Genomic DNA, 15,679 nt, shown 5'->3' with positions numbered 1-15,679 from the left:
GAAAAATTCTTACTCTTTTCTTATTCTCTCATCAAAGCTTACTTTGCCAAAGCCCCCATCGGATCCCAAGGAGCCAAGACAATAGGCTCTGCTTCATATGCTGCTAATTCTGCGGCTGTCAGAAACTCTTTACGGACGACGATTTGATAAGTATACTCATCCATCCAAGCGTCAGAGGCTACGAAATAGCCTTTGTTACCAACCTTTTCACCCCAAGAGTTTTCGACCTTCCATTTCTTAGCCCTGCCATTTTCATCCAAGTCCACCCCTGTCAAGACCATAGCGTGGGTCATGAGGCTTTCGCTATAGTCCAAACGGCCAGCCTTATCTTGAGTCAATAGAATATCCATGCTGGCAGTGAAATCGTGCATCCCTTCAGCCATAACACCAGCCTTACGATTGCTAGACTGACCTACATCCGAGCCAAACCAAACGGTCTCCCCAGCCTGCATTTGAGCGATAGCCAGCTCTTTTAGTCGGTCCATTTCAACATTCAAATAACGGACTGGCTTGCTGCCAACGACATTGCCCAACATCTCAACTGTATAGGACCGACCATAAGGCTTGTCTGCAGTCGGCGCATTGATGATAGAGACATAGTCATCTAGCTTGAGGTCGACATATTTTTGATAGAAAGTCAGAGGTGTCAAGCCGCTCTCACTATGGAAATGATTGTCTTTATCTCGATAAGAGAAGTTAAACTGGCGAGGCGGCAAGCCTAAACTCATAGCTAGAAAGTTAAAGACTTCCTGTAGGAGTTCTTCTTTCTTGGCCTGAAGTTCTGACGATTCTGCTCCTTCCACTCTTAATTCTCGTAAAATCTGCGCATCTTGACGCAAAAGTTTATTGAGAATCTGATTGAGCTCGCGACTGTCACTGGAAGAGATTGATTCTGGATAGACAGACTTAGGCATAACTCCGTATTTCTCAAAAAGCGCCACGACCATATCCCATTGACCACCATCCTGCTGAGGCGTATCTAAGAGAAACTTGACCTTACGGCTAGTCAATTCTTGGTCAGCCGTCGCCAACACCTGCTCTAAGAACCAGTTGGATTTTTCATATTTATCCCAAAAGAAGGTATGGGCTTGAGATAGCTCAAAATCCTCCAGTTGAAAGTTCGCAATCATCTTGTGGCGGAAGGTATTAAGAGCTGCAAACATCCAACAGCGTCCTGAAGCTTTCTGGTCACTGACCTTGTCCTTAGTGAGGTCTAGTGAAAAGACAGGTGTATTTTCCACGGCAGCGCTTCGCTTCTCTAAGGAAGCCAAAAGACCATTGTGGCTGATGGCATTTTCAATTGCTGCAAACTTGGGATTGGCCTCATAAGCAGCATACAACTTATCTGTAAAATCTTGTTCTAACGACTTCATAGAATCCTCCTTGTCATTATACATCTATTATAGAACTTTAAAAAAGGAGCGCAAGTAAAAAGGCTGGACAAGAGAGTCCTAGCCTTTTTCTAAATCGGATTTTAGGATGCCATAGACGGAAAAATCTTTGACTTGTCCTTTATGAAATACAGCCTGACGGAAAGTGCCTTCGTAGCTCATGCCAGCTTTGGCCATGACACGCCCAGAAGCTGGATTGGCTGTTACAAATCTTGCTGTGACACGATTGAAATTTGCGTCTTGCAAGAGGTAGATTAAAATAGCTTTCAAAGCTTCTGTCATCAGCCCCTGCCCCCAATAGTCTTTACTTAAAATATAACCGACCTCGCAAGCATTGACTGTCTCATCCATGTCCACCATACTGATGTCCCCGATTACAGAATCAGGATTTTCTTTCAGGCAGATGGCCCACTTGTAAAAATCCATGTTTTGATAATTCTCAACCCAGCGAGCAATAGACTGTTGGGTGACTTCAGGACTCTCATGAGCATACCAGGTCACATGCAGCAAATTATCCGGACGAGAAGCCCAGTTGTCATACATAGCTTGAGCATCCGATTCCAGAAAAGGTCTTAGTAAAAGACGTTTGGTTTCAATGGACTCTGTACCTATCTTTTTCATAGCTTCCTCGTTTCTTAGCTCAGACTAAAAAGTTTCGATAGAGATTTTCACTTCCAAAACTCGTCAAAAATCGTAATCGGCAAATGGCGTTTGTGCTGGCCTTTATGCCACCAAGACTCGATAGTTTCTTGGGCTTGGGCTGAAACGGACTTGCCTTCGAGGTAGTCGTCAATTTCATTATAGGTCACGCCCAGAGCGACTTCATCCGCAATCCCAGGCTTTTCTTCTTCCAAATCAGCCGTCGGCACCTTTTCATAGAGAGTCGGATCTGCTCCTAAGGCGGCCAAAAGCTGCTTGCCTTGCCGCTTATTGAGACGGTAAAGTGGTAAGATATCTGCTCCGCCATCCCCAAACTTGGTGAAAAAGGCCGTGACATTTTCTGCCGCATGATCCGTCCCAATGACAGCTCCGCTGTATGAACCGGCCAAAGCATACTGGGCAATCATACGGCTGCGCGCCTTGATATTGCCCTTGTTAAAATCAGAGACTTTGGCACCCGTTGCCTCGACAGCCTTTGTCATGGCATCAGCAGATTCCTTGATATTGACTGTCAAACTGACGTCGGGCTGGATAAAAGCCAGAGCTTTTTGCGCATCATCTTCATCTACCTGAACACCGTAAGGCAGACGAACAGCAATAAAGCGGTAGCTATTATCACCAGTCTCGGCCCGCATTTCCTCTACAGCCAGCTGAGCTAAGCGGCCAGCCAAGGTTGAGTCCTGACCACCAGAAATTCCCAAAACATAACTTTTCAAAAAAGGGTGCTTTTTCAGATAGGCCTTGAGAAAATCCACCGACTTGCGGATTTCTTCCTCCGGATCAATGATTGGTTTAACGCCCAGTTGAGCGATGATTTCTTCTTGTAGACTCATTTTTCTGCTCCTGTCTGGTAGGCTTTCTTGCGCATCTGGTCAATCAAATCCATCTTATCCTGCCAGATATCTCGAGCCAGGTCAACTGGATAATCCTGTGGATTGAGAACTCGTTTGTACTCGTCCCAAAGTTTATCAAATTCCTTACGGGCATAGGCTTGAATCTCGGTCAGGCTCGGCTGAGAATAGACCAAATTTCCTTCTTGGAAAATATCCACCAAAAGCGGTACGGCATCAAAATTTTTGACCCTTTTATTGATGTAGGTATAGGTAGGATGGAACATTTCCAGCTCTTCCAAGCTATTGACATCAATGCCATCATAGGTAATGTAGTCTCCCTCGGACTTCCCTTTTTCGCGGCTGGTAATACGCCAAACCTGCTTCTTACCTGGAGTCGAAACTTTTTCGGCATTATTGGACAGTTTGATGGTATTGCGCAATTCTCCATTCTCATCTTCAATAGCAACAATCTTATAAACTGCTCCTAAAGCTGGCTGGTCGTAGGCTGTAATGAGCTTGGTTCCCACACCCCAGACATCTATCTTGGCTTTTTGCATTTTCAAGTTGAGAATGGTATTTTCGTCCAGATCATTGGACGCATAAATCTTAGCATCAGGGAAGCCAGCTTCATCTAATTGCTGCCGAACTTTCTTAGAAATATAGGCAAGGTCTCCAGAATCAATGCGGACACCCAAAAACTTAATCTTGTCCCCTAGCTCACGCGCCACCCGAATGGCTGCCGGAACACCTAGACGCAATGTATCATAGGTATCTACTAGGAAAACACAGTTATGATGAGTCTCAGCGTAAGCTTTAAAGGCTTCATAATCATTTCCATAGACTTGAACGAGAGCATGAGCATGCGTTCCCAAGACTGGAATATCAAAGAGCTTGCCAGCCCGGACATTGCTGGTTCCGTTCGCTCCGCCAATCACCGCAGCCCTAGTCCCCCAAATAGCAGCATCCATTTCCTGGGCCCGGCGCGTACCGAACTCCATCAGAGGTTCATCTTCGATAACAGAGCGGATACGAGCTGCCTTGGTAGCAATCAGGGTTTGAAAATTAACGATATTGAGCAGGGCAGTCTCAACCAGCTGACACTGAGCCAGTGGACCTTCCACCTGCACGATTGGCTCATTGGCAAAAACCAAATCACCTTCCTGAACAGACCTTACAGTCAGGCTCATCTTGAGATTTCGCAAATAATCCAGAAACTCTCCGTGATAGCCCAAGGATTGCAAATAATCTAAATCGCTCTGGCTGAACGTTAGATTATTGAGATAGGAAATAATTCTTTCCAAGCCCGCAAAGACTGCATAGCCGTTATTAAAAGGATTCTTACGGAAAAAAACTTCAAAAACCGCATGCTTGTTGTGAATATTTTGCTTGAAATAAACCTGCATCATGTTGATTTGGTACAAATCAGTGTGCAGCGTTAAACTATCATCTGGGTACATCTTCTTGCTCCTTTACGCTAGATACCTTTTATTATATCATAATTCCAAAAAAGCTAAGCAAATCCTGTCAACTCACCTGAATAGACACACTCGCTTAGCTTATATTTTTATGCTTGCTCTGTAAGATATTTGTAGGCTTCCTGACTGGCAATGGCACCATCACCAACAGCCGTCGTAATCTGGCGCAGGTCTTTCTGGCGAACATCACCAACAGCGTAAATACCGGCTACTGACGTTTTCATCTGATGATCCGTCAGAATCCAGCCAGCCTCATCAGTGATACCCAAGTCCGCAGCAAATTCACTAACCGGATCCAGACCGACATAAATGAAGATGCCACCAAACTCTGCCTGACTAAGCTCACCCGTCTTGACATTCTTAAAGGTTACGCCAGTCACCTTACGCTCATCACCATGGATGCTTTCCACCACAGAATCCCAGACAAAGCGAATCTTTTCGTTGGCAAAGGCGCGATCCTGCAGAACTTTTTGTGCACGCAGCTCATCGCGACGGTGAACAATGGTCACACTTTTTGCAAAGCGCGTCAGGAAAATCGCCTCTTCAACAGCTGAGTCACCACCACCGACAACCAATAGGTCTTCATCACGGAAGAAGGCGCCATCACAGACCGCACAGTAGGAAACCCCGCGGCTGTTGTAGTCTTCCTCGCCAGGAACCCCCAGATGACGATGATTAGCACCAGAAGCAATGATGACTGTTTTAGCTTCAAAACGCTCATCTTCTGTAATGATTTCCTTGAAATCACCTCGGTCTTCAATTTTTTCTACTAGGCCAAATAGATGTTCAACACCTAGATTCTCAAGAGGCTCAAACATTTTCTCTGCTAGCTCAGGACCGCTGATATTGGCATAGCCTGGATAGTTTTCAATGTCAGCAGTATTGTTCATCTGACCGCCAGGAATACCACGCTCCAGCAGGGCAACTTTTAGGTTGCTGCGGGCTGCATAGAGGGCAGCTGTCATGCCGGCAGGTCCAGCTCCAATAATAATTGTATCGTACATAACTCTTCTTTCTCCTTGTTGTAACTAGAATTATTCTAACAACTTTTCTACAGTTTTACAAGCATTTAAGCTTTTAGGACAATGAGCAAGCCCAGCGTAGCAAAAGACAGGACTGGAATCGTCATAATGACAATCAAAAGGACATCGTACAGATGGCTCTGGCGCTCCTTGGCAGTCTTGTCCTTGCGGCGAATCATCCGCAGTCCAATCCATAAACCCGCAATAATCCCTACACCGACTGCAGTATAAAGCAGGCTCTCGATATAAAGTGCAAATATTTGATCTAACATGTCAACTCCTCAAAGGTCAATCAGCCTCATAGTACAAAGAATGGGAACAATTCCAAATCTTGCCATCTACATAAAACACCAACTAGATAAGAAAGTCTGCTCCACAGTATGCTAAGACTGAAAACAAACTCAGCTGGTCTAGCCAACTGAGCCTTCACTGTCTCTATTATATCAAATATAGGTCCGTTTGTAACTAGCAAAAAATTCCTTGGTTCTTTCTTCCTTTGGATGATGGATAATCTCATCCGGTGTCCCAGACTCTATGATTTTCCCCTTGTCCAAAAAGAGTACTCTATCGGCCACCTGAGCGACAAAGGACATATCATGACTGACCAGAATCATGGTCTGGCCAGACTTAGCCGCATCAGCGATCGATTTCTCTACTTCTCCGACCAACTCGGGATCCAAGGCTGAGGTCGGCTCGTCTAGCAAAAGAACATCTGGATTCATAGCCAAAGCCCTTGCTAAGGCTACCCGCTGCTTCTGACCGCCTGACAGATGTCTAGGATAGTGATTTTCTCGGTCTGACAAGCCAACTTTTGCTAACTCTTCCTTGGCTATCTTAGTCGCTTCTTGGTCTGACAGTTTCTTAACTACCAGCAGACCTTCCTTGACATTTTCCAGAGCTGTCCGACGGGAAAAGAGGTTAAACTGCTGAAAAACCATAGCTAGCTTGCGGCGCAGCAGCAAAATCTCATCTTTAGAAATGCTTGAAAAATCCACTTTGAAACCGTCGATAGCAATCTTTCCGCTATCTGGCTGTTCCAGATAGTTGAGGCTGCGGAGGAAGGTTGACTTCCCAGCACCTGAAGAGCCAATCAAAGCCACTACTTCGCCTTTTTGAATGTCCAAACTGAGATCATCCAGAACCTTTTGACCTGAAAAAGTCTTACTTAAATGTGAAATATTAATCATCAGATTCCTTCTCCTTCTGCTTGCTGAAGCGATTCAAATTTATCCGGCTGCTTGATATCCATCATCTTTTCGATCCATCGGCCAAGCTGCTCAATGAGAATATTGACTGCCCAATAAATCAGGGAAACCGAAATAAAACGCTCAAAGTAACGGTAGTCCGCCCCCGCGATAGCCTGTGCCTTGGCAAAAATTTCCACTACACCAGCGCTAAAGGCCAGAGAAGTTCCCTTAGTCAAGCCAATCAGGGAATTAATCAGACTAGGTGTCGCGACTACTGCTGCATTGGGGATAATGACACGCATATAAACCTGCTTGTTGGTCATCCCTAAGCTGCGAGCAGCCTCGATTTCTCCTGGATCCACGGACAAGATTGCTGCCCGAATAGTCTCACTGGCATAAGCCGCTTCGTTGAAAGCAAAGGCAACAATCGCAAAGACAGATGCTGGAATATCATTGATATTAAAACTTGTGCCATACTTTTGATTGATAGCCTTGAGCAATAAAGGAATCCCAAAATAGGTCAGCATGAGCTGGACCAGCAGCGGTGTTCCTCTTAGAAAGCTGACAAAGAAAGCCTGAATCGGATACAGGACTTTAACCCGATTGATCTTGACGACAGCAAAAACCATGGCAAGCAGAATACCAAAGACTGCACCGCCCACCGTCAAAAGAAGAGTGATTGGCAGATTTTGCAAAATGCCCGGAATGGCCTCAAAAACGGCCCTTAAACTAAATAATTTACCATCTGGAATGAACTTGAGGAACTCCTCATACCAACCAGTTGTCAGAAGATAAGTTGTAACCACTATTATTACTTCCTTTTCTTGATAATGAAATATTTTAACACAATTCTGGAACAAAACAAAGAATTTGCTTCGCTTTTACTGTCTTTTAGCAGTCAAAACATGAGTAGCTAATGCAAATCTCGTGTTCCTAAATATCAAATAAGCCACACTAAGCCCAATATAAAAATAGACTAGTTTCACTAGTCTATCATATCTATCTCATAAAGACTAATATATTTTTCTTATCACAGCGATAAGAAAAGTATATCACTAAAAGGTTTGGCGCTTAGCCTTACGCTCTGCCCGGCCACGTGCACGATTCTCTGCTCGCTTGGTCTTGCGGCGCTTTTCGTTAACAGCCCACTGAATTTTTTTCTTGTAGCCTGGCTTGATTTTTTTCTTTTTCTTCTTGACCAGCCCCAGCATTTCCGTGTCCAGCTTCTCCCGACTCTTTTCCCGATTGGCTCGACGGTCTCGGTCGTAGGTATCCTGGAACTCGTCATCCTTTATCATCTTGGGAGTGAATTTGATCCCCATCTTTTCCAGTTCACGAATATCTGAGTCGTCACTCGGCTGGTAGAGGGTAATGGCTGTACCGGGAAGACCATTACGGCCGGTCCGGCCTACCCGATGGACAAAGAAAGACAAGTCCTGAGGAATGGCATCGTTGATAACATGGCTGACACCTTCGATATCAATCCCCCGCGCAGCCAAGTCAGTAGCGACAATATACTCAAAATCCAGATTCTTAACCTGATTCATGATGCGCTTGCGCTCCCGTGGAGCAATATCTCCATGAATTTTAGCAACTTTGAGCCCTTGGGCTGTCAGATAGCTGTGCAGCTCATCTGCCCTCGTCTTGGTATTAACAAAAATCATGGCCAGATAAGGCTGCAGGAGCTGACTGATTTGATAAATCTGGGCATTCTTGTCTCGTCCCTTGGTTGACAGAAGCCAGTTTTCAATGGTGTCCGCAATGACCGTCTTGGTCTTAATCTGCTCAATGACTGGATTAGACAGATATTTTTTCAAAAAAGGCTGAAGCTTCTGAGGAATTGTTGCTGAGAAAACGAGAAACTGCAGATCTTTAGGCAACCGGCCTGCAATCTTATCAACCGTCGCCAAAAAGCCCATGTCCAGTGTCATATCTGCCTCGTCAACGACAAAGGTCTTGGCCTTGTGAATGGCCAAATCACCTGACTCTACCAGGTCATAAATCCGCCCAGGGGTTCCGATGACGATATGAGGCTGACTAGACTCTAACTTCCCAATCTGGCGAGCCTTGTCAGTCCCACCGACATAATTGGCCACCCGAATCTCTTTTTCAGAAAAGCTAGCCAACTGACGAGCAGCCTGATAAATCTGCGCTGCCAGCTCCCGACTTGGGGCTGTAATGACAGCCTGCACACTGTCTGCCTCCTCATCCAGCATTTGAAAGATCGGCAGCAAAAATGTGTGGGTCTTCCCAGAGCCTGTCTTGGACTCACCGACCAAATCCCGACCTGACAATACCACAGGAATCAGCTTTTCTTGAACTGGAGTCGCTTCAAGGAAGTTCAAATCCCTAAGCGCTTCCTGAATATAATCTTTAAACTTAAATTCTGTAAATTTCATCTTGTCCTCTATTCTATTATCCTAACTATTATACCAAAAAAATAACCATCCTGCTTACCCTCAAATCTAAGAAGCAGAAAAGCGAGCCAGAGACTCGCTTCTTGCTATAAATATAGGATAGCTAAGGTCAAAAGACTGCCCACGATACCGATTCCCCAGAAGAAGAAATCGACCTTCCACTCGCTCCACTCCTTGCCGTGGCCAGTTAGGCCACCCAGCTCAAAGTGGTGATGAACTGGAGTCATCCGGAAAATCCGCTTGCCGCCTGTCAGCTTGAAGTAAGTCACCTGCATCATGACAGAGGTCGTCTCAAACACATAGACGATACCAATCAAGAGCAGGGTCCACTCTTGGTGAAGGGAAATGGAGATAGCAGCCAGCATACCGCCCAAAGCCAAGCTTCCCACATCCCCCATGAAGATTTTAGCAGGCTTGTGATTGAAAACAAAGAAGCCTAGCAAGCCCCCAATCATACTGATGATGACAATCAAAATATCAAAACGCTTCTGCTCAACAGCAATTACAGCATAGGCCACCAAGCTAATGACTACAGAAATGCTGGCCAAACCATCAATTCCATCCGTCAGATTGACAGCATTGGAGAAGCCAATCAGCCAAAAAAGTACGAAAAAGACATAGAGGAAGCCTATCTGGACAGGAACGGTGAAGATATTCAGCTGGTCACCTGCACCGTGCTGATTATAGAAGAAGTAAAAGACAACTCCACCGACTAGTTGCAGAAATAATTTCTGCTTGGGATTTAGACCCTCGTTGATCTTACGAAACACCTTGAGAAAGTCGTCCAAAAAGCCGACAACACCATACAGAACCAAGATAAAAAGAATCATGATGAGGCCGTTGGACAGCTGATGCGAAAACAGACCGATAACAAAGCTGGCCAGAACGGATGTCAAGAGAAAGACTGTGCCACCCATGGTTGGTGTTCCGGCCTTGGCCTGATGCTGCTTGACATCTTCGTGCATCTGTTGGCCTGTGATACGAGCCTTATGGTAAAAACGAATAAAGGCAGGAATGCCGATGATAGTTAGGATAAAAGTTACGATTCCTGCAATAAGAGCAATAAGCATATTAGTCTCCCATTGTAATTGTTATTTTCTTGAGATTTTTCAGCGAAGTATTGGTCTTCTCGCTCTGCTTGACGACCTTGGAACCCTCACCTTTGAAAGTGACTTCAATGTCCTGCCACTTCGCAAAACGTTCGACATTGGCCTTGGTCCAGCCATACATATCAGGCAGACTTTCTAAATCATCTGACAAGATCAAAACCTGCTGATTGGCCTTGAGATTTTTACCTTCTTTGACAGATACTTTTTTAATCTTGGCACCTGTTCCCAGAACAATTGGCTGGACTAGGTTGCGGCTTAATTCATCTGCCAGACCGCCAGGACTGACTTGATGTTTCAGACCTAGTTGCTTGGTCAGTTTTTCTACCGATGGCATTTTATAACTGGTTTCTTCAGTGACCGTTTCAAGAGCTGGAGTCGCCTCCGTTGTCAGATTAAGGCTGTCTTTGAGAGCGACAGCTTCTTCCAAGACCGGATTGACCACTTCCTGCCAGAATATAGGCTGGAATTTTTCCTCAGGCTGCTGAACGGTCACATACATGATAAATTCAGGATTTTCTGCCGGCGTCATGACAACAACTGAATAGATATTGTCATTCTCGCCCTCTAGATAACCATTTTCAGAAGCGATCTGAGCGGTCCCTGACTTAACAGCGACATTCTGACCAGCCACTTGAATGACGGGTTCTCCACCGACATTCAGGGTTCCGTGGTAGGGGTCTGTTCCGACCTGAACCATATAATCCCGAGTGGTTTGAGCTGCTTTTTCTGAGACAGGATTTCCGATAATTTCTGTCGCAGTCTTACGAGCTGTATTGGTTTTAGGATCATGGATAGCATTGATAAACTTAGGCTCCACCATGACACCGTCATTGGCTACGGATGAGAAGGCACGCAGCATCTGCACCTGAGTCACACCAATCCCTTGACCGAAAGAACTCATGGCAATCGTAACATAGTTATCACCTGGTAGGGAGCCATAGGTTTCATTCCCCATACCAAAGCGGGTCGGCAGACCAAACTTAAACTTACTCAAGTAGTCCAGCCACTTGTCATTGCCCATCTTCTGCTCCAGAATGGTCATACCGACGTTACTGGAATAGGTAAATCCTTGGGCAAAGGTCAGAGTTTCCCCTTCCGAAATCCCCATGTTGACGTTCCAGTCCCGAATGGTCGCATCCATAACCTTGTATTCTCTACTGTCAAAGGTATCATTAGGATTAAAGCTGCCATTATCAATAGCTGAAGCCAAAGTCATAACCTTCATAGTAGATCCAGGCTCGTATTGGCCTTGATAGAGCATGGTGTTCCAGTTGCCCAGATTTTTCTCATTCAAGCCTTCCTTGGTATCTGCATTATAGGTCGGCCTTTGAGAAGTGGCTAGGATTTCGCCGGTCTTGGCACTGACCAAGGTTGCATTGACAAACTTACCTTTTACTTTTTCCTGAAAGGCGTTCATCCGCGTTTCTAGGTAGGTTTGCAAATCAGCCGACAGCGTTGTATAGACGTCCTTGCCGTCCTCTGCTTGTACAGAGACCTTTTCTGATCCAGGTACAACATTACCATTTCGGTCTTTTTCATAGGTCACAATCCCATTCTGACCAGCAAGAATCCTATCCAGAGCCTGCTCCATGCCAGAGGTTCCTTTCAGCGTCTTATTGCCTTCCTTATCCTCCTGCAGCTGGGCAAGACCGATAAACTGGGAGGCAAAGACACCGTTACTATAACTGCGGTTAGGACTAGTAGTAAAGTCAATTCCTTCAATACCAGCAGCTTCAAAGGCTTCCCGCATGGCATTCATATTACTGTAGGTAATGCCATTGCCTTGGGCCCCGAAGGAAACTTGCTTAAGATTTTTCTGAGACAGCTGGGTTTTGACGTAGTCCTTATCCAATTCTAGGTACTGATTGAAAATTTCTGCCACCTTATCGTACTGGGATTCTTCTACATAGAGAATCTTGCCGGTAGCTGACTTGTAGCTCTTGTCAATAATGGCATAGACATTATAAGTCGTGGCATCCTCTGCAATGGGAACTCCATTTCGGTCATAGATTGTTCCCCGCCGGGCAGCGACTGTAACTGTCTTTTGATGGACCACTTCTGCACCCTTTGATAAATTAACACCGAACTTCTGGTCTGTTCCAATAATAATGGCAAAATTAATCAAGAAAACGAAAAAGAGAAAGATAGCTAAGATACTCATGCTCTTTCCCACTTGCCGCCGATTGTATTCAGGGGTTTGCCTATTTTTCAGGGCGTATTTTTTAATTTTTTCAAAAATTCTATTCTTCATCCGTTGAACTCACTGTTTTACGATTTCCCTTCTGGAGTTTCATATCCTGAGAGCTGGCTAACTGAGACAACCTTTCATAGCGGGTTAGTTCATTGACTTCCTGCTTGATGTCGGCCAACTCTGTCTGCTCCGCTTCAATCTGTGTATTGACTTCCGTCAAATCCCGATCCACCTGCAATAGCTTGGTCTGCATAAAGACGATGCTGACCGCTAAAATAATGGCAGTCAAAACGATAGAGCCGTAAAAGGCCTTCTCAACTCGGGAAAATTTTCTCATCTGATCTTGAAGCGGGTTTGGTCTTTTTTCTGACATTTCTTCCTCACTTATGTATCTTACGGGCCACGCGCAGCTTGGCGGAATGAGCCCGGTTATTGCTTTCTAATTCTTCTTGGCTTGGTAAAATTGGTTTGCGACTGACCAGCTCCAGCTTAGGCTGCAGTTCATCAGGGATAAAGGGTAAGCCCTTGGGAACATCCACTGTTGACGCCTCTTTGAAAAGCTGCTTGGTCAGACGGTCTTCCAGCGAATGAAAAGTAATGACCGCAATCCGGCCGTCCACCGCCAGCAGATCAATGGCCTGCTGAATAGACTCATCCGCTGCGCCCAGTTCATCATTGACCTCAATCCGGATAGCTTGAAAAATCTGCTTGGCCGGGTGGCCTTTCTTCTTCAGCTCCTTAGCTGGCTTGGCTGACTTGATAATTTCAGCCAGTTCTGTCGTTGTTTCAATAGGCTTGACACTTCTAGCCTGCTCAATCTTGCGAGCAATCTGCTTAGAAAACTTATCTTCGCCGTATTTAAAAAAGATTCGTACTAAATCCTGATAGCTATAATGATTGACAACCTCAAAAGCTGTCAAGGCTGCATCGCGGTTCATGCGCATATCCAAAGGCGCATCCTGTTTATAGGAAAAACCACGCTCACGCTGATCCAGCTGAGGGCTGGAAACGCCTAAATCATAACAAATCCCATCAATTTCTTCTACACCGGCTTCTTGCAAACGGCTCTTGAGGTGGCGGAAATTATCCTTGATAAAGGTCACCATCCCCCGCTCTATATAAGGAGCCAAGCGCTTTTTAGCATTGTCAATAGCCGTCTGGTCCTGATCAAAGGCATAGAGATGCCCTTCGTCTCCGAGCTGGCTCAAAAGATATTCGCTGTGACCAGCACCGCCAAGGGTCGCATCGACATAGATGCCGTCAGGCTTAACCGCCAGCTGGTCAACCGTTTCATGAAGAAGAACAGTAATGTGATGAAATTCGTTTGTCATATCTTACTTATTATATCACATTCAAAAGCAAAAAAAAATTTAAAAGAAAAAGTAAGCGGATGAAATCCTTTTTTAAATTTTTTGTCAGATATACTTGACACTTTTTTTGAAAAGTATTATACTAGCATAAAATAAAAGTCAAATATAACTGACAAACTTACTGAAAGTTATTAGTTATAGAATTAGAAAGGAAGGGTGTAATGAATCGTGTCAAAGAATTTCGAAAAGAAAAAAAGATGTCCCAGCTAGAGTTGGCCAAGTCTATCGGGGTATCGCGGCAAACTATCAATATGATTGAAAACAACAAATACAACCCCACCCTCGAGCTCTGTATCAATCTGGCTAGAGCGCTGGATACTGACCTCAACGCCCTCTTTTGGGAACCCCAGCTGACAGATGAAGATTCAGAGGACTAAGAGTTTTTCCCTGTAGCAAATTTCATACCTAAAGAAAGGACTAAAAAATGAAAAAAGAAACATTCTCAGACAAGATGATCAAACGATTTTACGGCATTACTGGACCTTTGGACGAGCAAAAACGTCAACAGGCTGAGCATCTGGGAAATATAGGCTTTATCTGGCTTTTCTTGATTTTGCAAGTTGGTAATTTCCTAGCTTTCATGCTAGCCGATATCTATCCAGGCTTAGATGCTCGAATTTACCCCATTATTATAGAACTTCTTACCTTTATAATAGCTGGTGTCATTTACTTCAGGTCTGAGAAAAAGCACCTGGCAGATTTGGATTTGGAACTCATGAGTGAAAAAGAAAGGCGCAAGCTTCAATATCCTGGTCTTAAGATTGCACTCTTCGTTGGATTGACTTTCCATCCTATCTTTAGCCTTATAGAAGCAGTCACTCTCAAGCAAGACTTTTTCACTCTCTTTTTACAAGCTGATCGAATCCTGAAAACAGCCTTGGTCGCTAGCATTTTAGGTGTTTTTATCGGTTTTTACTTCAAATCACGCAAACACCATACTGAACAGAGCGAATAACCCCTTGACTTAAGCTAGAAAGGACACAAACATGAAAAAAGAAACATTCTCAGACAAGATGATTAAACGATTTTACGGCATTACCGGACCTTTGGACGAGCAAAAGCGCCAACAGGCTGAGCATCTAGGAAATATAGGCTTCATTTGGCTTTTCTTTATTCTGATTTTTGGCAATGCCATCGCCTTTCCCCTAGCCTTTCGCTGGCCCAAAATTATCGCTCTTGCCTATCCTATCCTGCTGGAAATCCTTATCCTCGGCTTCTGTGTCTATATAGTCATCCAAGCACGACGCAAAGGAATTGATGACCTAGAGCTAGGACTTCAGGATGAAAAAGAAGAAAAAGCTATGAAACATGCTGGTCTCAAAGCAGGCTTCTCTTATTGGCTGCTCTTTTACCCTCTCTTTGGCATCATGATAGCTGTCATGGAAAAGAAAGATATCCTACAAATTTTACTTCAACCTAAACTCATTATAACAGGATTAGCTGCAGGCCTTGGATTTGGACTGATTATGCATTTCATTGCCAAAGGAAAGATTCGTCAAGCACAAAAAAAGGAGGAAGAAGACCTATGAGACTTAATCTCAAAGAAAAAATGGATTTAGGGATTCTATCCCTCATTATTGCCATCGCTGCTTATTTCTTTTTCCGTATCACAGAGCCTTGGATTTTCTGGCTGGATGTAGCAATCATCGCTAGCTGCATCTATGTAGCTCTCCGTATTTTGAAAAAACGTAAACAAGAATAAAAGAACCCCTCGACAGGAACTTTCTAGCTTCCTAGCGAGGGATTTTTTTATATTTACTTAAGACTCTGGGTCATCTAGACTACGACCATGAAGACCTTTCTCGCGCTGAACTTGACGCAATTTTTCAGGAGTGATATCATTGCCAGCCTCGTCAACAATCTTGATACCTTCGATGTGGTGACGAACAGAGCGACGGTAGCCTTCGATATACTCTTCACGAAGCTTGGCTTGTTCCACTTTTTCCTCAGCAGTTAAACCTTCCGTTTTTTTCTTTTTAGCCAGTTCATTAATACGGGCAATTTTTTTAGGATCCATGATTCCA

At 44.6% G+C, this 15,679-nt stretch carries 18 protein-coding genes; 4 read left to right on the top strand and 14 right to left on the bottom strand.

Annotated elements, in window-relative coordinates; translation table 11 throughout:
* Positions 1-38: 38 nt before the first annotated feature.
* The 13 genes from pepC to rsmH all read right to left on the bottom strand — a co-directional run bounded on the left by pepC (position 39) and on the right by rsmH (position 13,616).
* Positions 39-1,373, bottom strand: a complete 1,335-nt coding sequence (pepC, locus tag PCY71_RS13795; RefSeq protein ID WP_301412777.1) for an aminopeptidase C — start codon at positions 1,371-1,373, stop codon at positions 39-41.
* 78 nt (positions 1,374-1,451) lie between these two features.
* Positions 1,452-2,012, bottom strand: coding sequence for a GNAT family protein (locus tag PCY71_RS13790; protein WP_125338096.1), 561 nt, complete (start codon positions 2,010-2,012; stop codon positions 1,452-1,454).
* Between the two features lie 47 nt (positions 2,013-2,059).
* On the bottom strand, positions 2,060-2,884 hold the full coding sequence (nadE, locus tag PCY71_RS13785) for an ammonia-dependent NAD(+) synthetase (protein ID WP_125338097.1): 825 nt from the start codon (positions 2,882-2,884) through the stop codon (positions 2,060-2,062).
* Positions 2,881-4,341 (bottom strand): nicotinate phosphoribosyltransferase, encoded by a 1,461-nt coding sequence (locus PCY71_RS13780; protein WP_301412776.1) that lies wholly within the window; start codon positions 4,339-4,341, stop codon positions 2,881-2,883. The genes nadE and PCY71_RS13780 overlap by 4 nt, the downstream gene beginning before the upstream one ends.
* Positions 4,342-4,448: 107 nt before the next feature.
* The gene (gene trxB / locus PCY71_RS13775) at positions 4,449-5,363 is read right to left on the bottom strand and encodes a thioredoxin-disulfide reductase (RefSeq protein ID WP_301412775.1); all 915 of its coding nucleotides are present in this window, start codon (positions 5,361-5,363) and stop codon (positions 4,449-4,451) included.
* Positions 5,364-5,428: 65 nt separating this feature from the next.
* Positions 5,429-5,653, bottom strand: a complete 225-nt coding sequence (locus tag PCY71_RS13770; RefSeq protein WP_002893522.1) for a DUF4059 family protein — start codon at positions 5,651-5,653, stop codon at positions 5,429-5,431.
* A 171-nt stretch (positions 5,654-5,824) separates the two neighbouring features.
* The gene (locus PCY71_RS13765; protein WP_002896944.1) at positions 5,825-6,568 is read right to left on the bottom strand and encodes an amino acid ABC transporter ATP-binding protein; all 744 of its coding nucleotides are present in this window, start codon (positions 6,566-6,568) and stop codon (positions 5,825-5,827) included.
* Positions 6,568-7,377, bottom strand: a complete 810-nt coding sequence (locus PCY71_RS13760) for an amino acid ABC transporter permease (protein ID WP_301412782.1) — start codon at positions 7,375-7,377, stop codon at positions 6,568-6,570. Before PCY71_RS13760 ends, PCY71_RS13765 begins: the two co-directional genes overlap by 1 nt.
* 246 nt (positions 7,378-7,623) lie before the next feature.
* Complete coding sequence (locus PCY71_RS13755; RefSeq protein ID WP_023917295.1) at positions 7,624-8,967, bottom strand: DEAD/DEAH box helicase; 1,344 nt, start codon at positions 8,965-8,967, stop codon at positions 7,624-7,626.
* A gap of 104 nt (positions 8,968-9,071) precedes the next feature.
* Positions 9,072-10,055 carry a phospho-N-acetylmuramoyl-pentapeptide-transferase gene (mraY, locus tag PCY71_RS13750; RefSeq protein ID WP_002911286.1) on the bottom strand — a complete coding sequence of 328 codons (984 nt, stop codon included), beginning with the start codon at positions 10,053-10,055 and terminating at the stop codon, positions 9,072-9,074.
* A 1-nt stretch (position 10,056) separates the two neighbouring features.
* Positions 10,057-12,345 (bottom strand): penicillin-binding protein PBP2X, encoded by a 2,289-nt coding sequence (gene pbp2X, locus PCY71_RS13745; RefSeq protein WP_301412774.1) that lies wholly within the window; start codon positions 12,343-12,345, stop codon positions 10,057-10,059.
* Complete coding sequence (gene ftsL / locus PCY71_RS13740) at positions 12,335-12,658, bottom strand: cell division protein FtsL (RefSeq protein WP_002893529.1); 324 nt, start codon at positions 12,656-12,658, stop codon at positions 12,335-12,337. The genes pbp2X and ftsL overlap by 11 nt, the downstream gene beginning before the upstream one ends.
* Before the next feature lie 7 nt (positions 12,659-12,665).
* Positions 12,666-13,616: a 16S rRNA (cytosine(1402)-N(4))-methyltransferase RsmH gene (rsmH, locus tag PCY71_RS13735; RefSeq protein ID WP_268689622.1), complete on the bottom strand. Its 951-nt coding sequence runs from the start codon at positions 13,614-13,616 to the stop codon at positions 12,666-12,668.
* Between the two features lie 200 nt (positions 13,617-13,816).
* Here rsmH and PCY71_RS13730 point away from each other — a divergent pair, with 200 nt between their 5' ends.
* From PCY71_RS13730 to PCY71_RS13715, 4 genes are read left to right on the top strand one after another with little or no spacing between them, the layout of a single operon-like run.
* Positions 13,817-14,032, top strand: a complete 216-nt coding sequence (locus PCY71_RS13730) for a helix-turn-helix transcriptional regulator (RefSeq protein ID WP_002896937.1) — start codon at positions 13,817-13,819, stop codon at positions 14,030-14,032.
* 47 nt (positions 14,033-14,079) lie between these two features.
* A complete protein-coding gene (locus tag PCY71_RS13725) occupies positions 14,080-14,610 on the top strand; it encodes a DUF3278 domain-containing protein (protein WP_048773544.1) in 531 nt (176 codons plus the stop codon).
* A 31-nt stretch (positions 14,611-14,641) separates the two neighbouring features.
* The gene (locus PCY71_RS13720) at positions 14,642-15,184 is read left to right on the top strand and encodes a DUF3278 domain-containing protein (protein WP_002914286.1); all 543 of its coding nucleotides are present in this window, start codon (positions 14,642-14,644) and stop codon (positions 15,182-15,184) included.
* On the top strand, positions 15,181-15,357 hold the full coding sequence (locus tag PCY71_RS13715; RefSeq protein ID WP_002914288.1) for a hypothetical protein: 177 nt from the start codon (positions 15,181-15,183) through the stop codon (positions 15,355-15,357). Before PCY71_RS13720 ends, PCY71_RS13715 begins: the two co-directional genes overlap by 4 nt.
* Positions 15,358-15,414: 57 nt before the next feature.
* On the opposite strand, the gene PCY71_RS13710 is transcribed toward PCY71_RS13715, so the two are convergent.
* Positions 15,415-15,672 carry a DUF896 family protein gene (locus PCY71_RS13710; RefSeq protein WP_002914290.1) on the bottom strand — a complete coding sequence of 86 codons (258 nt, stop codon included), beginning with the start codon at positions 15,670-15,672 and terminating at the stop codon, positions 15,415-15,417.
* Positions 15,673-15,679: the final 7 nt, after the last annotated feature.

The sequence above is a fragment of the Streptococcus sp. SN3 genome (assembly GCF_030439905.1).
Note: the sequence above shows the minus strand (reverse complement) of the source record. Positions and strands in the feature narration are given on the sequence as shown.

What these genes read in the sequence shown, in the direction of transcription:
- rsmH (WP_268689622.1), bottom strand. Translation starts at nt 13,616, where the DNA reads ATGACAAACGAATTTCATCACATTACTGTTCTTCTTCATGAAACGGTT.
- PCY71_RS13725 (WP_048773544.1), top strand. Translation starts at nt 14,080, where the DNA reads ATGAAAAAAGAAACATTCTCAGACAAGATGATCAAACGATTTTACGGC.
- ftsL (WP_002893529.1), bottom strand. Translation starts at nt 12,658, where the DNA reads ATGTCAGAAAAAAGACCAAACCCGCTTCAAGATCAGATGAGAAAATTT.
- PCY71_RS13790 (WP_125338096.1), bottom strand. Translation starts at nt 2,012, where the DNA reads ATGAAAAAGATAGGTACAGAGTCCATTGAAACCAAACGTCTTTTACTA.
- PCY71_RS13720 (WP_002914286.1), top strand. Translation starts at nt 14,642, where the DNA reads ATGAAAAAAGAAACATTCTCAGACAAGATGATTAAACGATTTTACGGC.
- PCY71_RS13730 (WP_002896937.1), top strand. Translation starts at nt 13,817, where the DNA reads ATGAATCGTGTCAAAGAATTTCGAAAAGAAAAAAAGATGTCCCAGCTA.
- PCY71_RS13710 (WP_002914290.1), bottom strand. Translation starts at nt 15,672, where the DNA reads ATGGATCCTAAAAAAATTGCCCGTATTAATGAACTGGCTAAAAAGAAA.
- PCY71_RS13755 (WP_023917295.1), bottom strand. Translation starts at nt 8,967, where the DNA reads ATGAAATTTACAGAATTTAAGTTTAAAGATTATATTCAGGAAGCGCTT.
- pbp2X (WP_301412774.1), bottom strand. Translation starts at nt 12,345, where the DNA reads ATGAAGAATAGAATTTTTGAAAAAATTAAAAAATACGCCCTGAAAAAT.
- PCY71_RS13780 (WP_301412776.1), bottom strand. Translation starts at nt 4,341, where the DNA reads ATGTACCCAGATGATAGTTTAACGCTGCACACTGATTTGTACCAAATC.
- PCY71_RS13770 (WP_002893522.1), bottom strand. Translation starts at nt 5,653, where the DNA reads ATGTTAGATCAAATATTTGCACTTTATATCGAGAGCCTGCTTTATACT.
- nadE (WP_125338097.1), bottom strand. Translation starts at nt 2,884, where the DNA reads ATGAGTCTACAAGAAGAAATCATCGCTCAACTGGGCGTTAAACCAATC.
- PCY71_RS13715 (WP_002914288.1), top strand. Translation starts at nt 15,181, where the DNA reads ATGAGACTTAATCTCAAAGAAAAAATGGATTTAGGGATTCTATCCCTC.
- PCY71_RS13765 (WP_002896944.1), bottom strand. Translation starts at nt 6,568, where the DNA reads ATGATTAATATTTCACATTTAAGTAAGACTTTTTCAGGTCAAAAGGTT.
- trxB (WP_301412775.1), bottom strand. Translation starts at nt 5,363, where the DNA reads ATGTACGATACAATTATTATTGGAGCTGGACCTGCCGGCATGACAGCT.
- pepC (WP_301412777.1), bottom strand. Translation starts at nt 1,373, where the DNA reads ATGAAGTCGTTAGAACAAGATTTTACAGATAAGTTGTATGCTGCTTAT.
- mraY (WP_002911286.1), bottom strand. Translation starts at nt 10,055, where the DNA reads ATGCTTATTGCTCTTATTGCAGGAATCGTAACTTTTATCCTAACTATC.